The organism is uncultured Cardiobacterium sp. (assembly GCF_938028185.1).
Taxonomy (GTDB): Bacteria; Pseudomonadota; Gammaproteobacteria; order Cardiobacteriales; family Cardiobacteriaceae; genus Cardiobacterium.
Genome location: NZ_CALJAH010000187.1, coordinates 1 through 1,687, shown reverse-complemented (window position 1 = coordinate 1,687; position 1,687 = coordinate 1). Strand labels below are relative to the sequence as shown.

Sequence of the window (1,687 nt, the reverse complement as noted above, 5' to 3'; positions counted from 1 at the left end):
CCCCGCCGCTCCGGCCAAAACACCACCCGCAACTCGCCACCATGAAAACATCCCTCCTCGCCGCCCTGCTCGCCCTCGGCGGCTGCACCCAAAGCGACTACTTCGGCGACTACCACGAAAGCAGCACCGTCACCTACGGCATGGCGGGCAACAGCATCAGCAGCAACACCAGCGGCTACTGGCACGAAAGCGGCATCACCGCGCCGCAGGGCGACGTCGCCATCTGGAACGACCGCGTCAATATTCACCTCAACAGCAACCCGCCCGGCAACTACCACCGACCTGGCGGTTACCGCCCCGGCTACGGCGACGAACCCTGCTACGTCGAACGGCAGGCATACCAAAACGGCCGCCCGGTCACCATCTTGCAGCCCTGCCACAGCTCGCCGTATTTCTGACGCCGCGCAAAATGCCCACGAGTCTCCGTTTCATGCAAAACCCGAAATCCCATACCCGACCATATTCGCGCTGGCTGCCATTCGCGCTGACAATACTGTTGGGCGGTTGCATGAAATACTATCCCTACATGGAAATTTCCACGGACACCACACAAGTCCCGGATGGACAAATCGGTGATTACATTCGCAAGAATGGTCTGATTCTGAACTACGCGCTCTTTGACGATAACGAAAGAAAAAGCCGCAATATCCACAAACATTATGACGACATTCGCAATGTTCCCGAGGACCAGAACGTATTGAGAGTATTGCATGGCTTTCTCACGGGAAAAATAGATCGATATTTGGCGCGTCGTGACATTACCCTGCTGAAAGAATTGGGATTCCAATGCGATGCGACCACCACTTCCTGCCATTTCTCATCGGCAGAAACCGAGATTACTTATCTGAATCGCCCCAACGCGCCCGACGGTGCGGATTCGCTTACCTTCCGGCAAAAAGAACAAATGACCATCTCGCTCCAATTTGTCGGGCAAGACCAATACCACATCAGCTACGACTTTCACTACGCCCCCGATAACGATCCCGCTCCCGCAAGGCAGAAATGAACACACAACCCGCTCCGGCGGGTTTTTCATGATTTGTTATCAACCACGTCGCCGCCGCAACATCACTTCAACAAGCGCGGCAACGGCAATCACCATCAGCGGTGGGATAAACACCTGTGCTGTCCACCAGCCACCCGCGCCGGACGGATGCCCCGGCGCGAGGAGGATTTCTCCGGGCGGCGCCTGATGCAGGCCGCTACCCGCCGTTCGCCACATCGGCAAATGGCTGCTGACAGTAAATTCGCGCCCGCTCCAGTCGCCGGTCGCCAGCACGGTGTATGGCGCCTGTTGCGGGACGACGCGCTCCGGCAGTTTCCGCGGGCTTTCCCAGATAATTTCCCCGACCCGACACGTCCAGCCCATCCACAGCGCGGCGCCATCGCGCGCGCATTGCACTTGGCGGGCGATGCCGTGCCGCGCACTTCGGCCTCAATGCCACCGCCCTGCGACCACGCCAGCCGCAGCACGAGACAAAGCAGCGCCGCGACGAAGAAGACGAATGCCCAGACTCCGCCCACAATCTGTTTCATGGAGAGAGTGTCGCTGGTAGTTTGGCGTGTTTTTTTCATGGAATGGCTCGTTGGGGCAGTCGCTTATTTTATAGTGATACACCTAAACCCGGTCAGGCGGCGCAACGCCGTACAGGGCTTTGTGAGGATGGCTATATCTCCCGCCACAAAA

The 1,687-nt window shown here is 58.2% G+C and carries 3 protein-coding genes; 2 read left to right on the top strand and 1 reads right to left on the bottom strand.

Translation table 11 applies throughout. From position 1 onward, the window contains the following. Both Q0349_RS05540 and Q0349_RS05535 read left to right on the top strand, forming a co-directional pair. Nucleotides 1–398 (top strand): hypothetical protein (locus Q0349_RS05540; protein ID WP_298079885.1); only part of this gene is annotated, 398 nt, incomplete at its 5' end. A gap of 32 nt (nucleotides 399–430) precedes the next feature. Beyond that, a complete protein-coding gene (locus Q0349_RS05535) occupies nucleotides 431–1,006 on the top strand; it encodes a hypothetical protein (RefSeq protein WP_298079884.1) in 576 nt (191 codons plus the stop codon). Nucleotides 1,007–1,045: 39 nt separating this feature from the next. Here Q0349_RS05535 and Q0349_RS05530 read toward each other — a convergent pair whose 3' ends face one another. Next, nucleotides 1,046–1,402, bottom strand: coding sequence for a hypothetical protein (locus Q0349_RS05530; RefSeq protein WP_298079883.1), 357 nt, complete (start codon nucleotides 1,400–1,402; stop codon nucleotides 1,046–1,048). Nucleotides 1,403–1,687 lie beyond the last annotated feature (285 nt).

Excerpts from the sequence above, each read along its gene's own strand:
- Q0349_RS05535 (WP_298079884.1), top strand. The coding sequence starts at position 431 with ATGCAAAACCCGAAATCCCATACCCGACCATATTCGCGCTGGCTGCCA.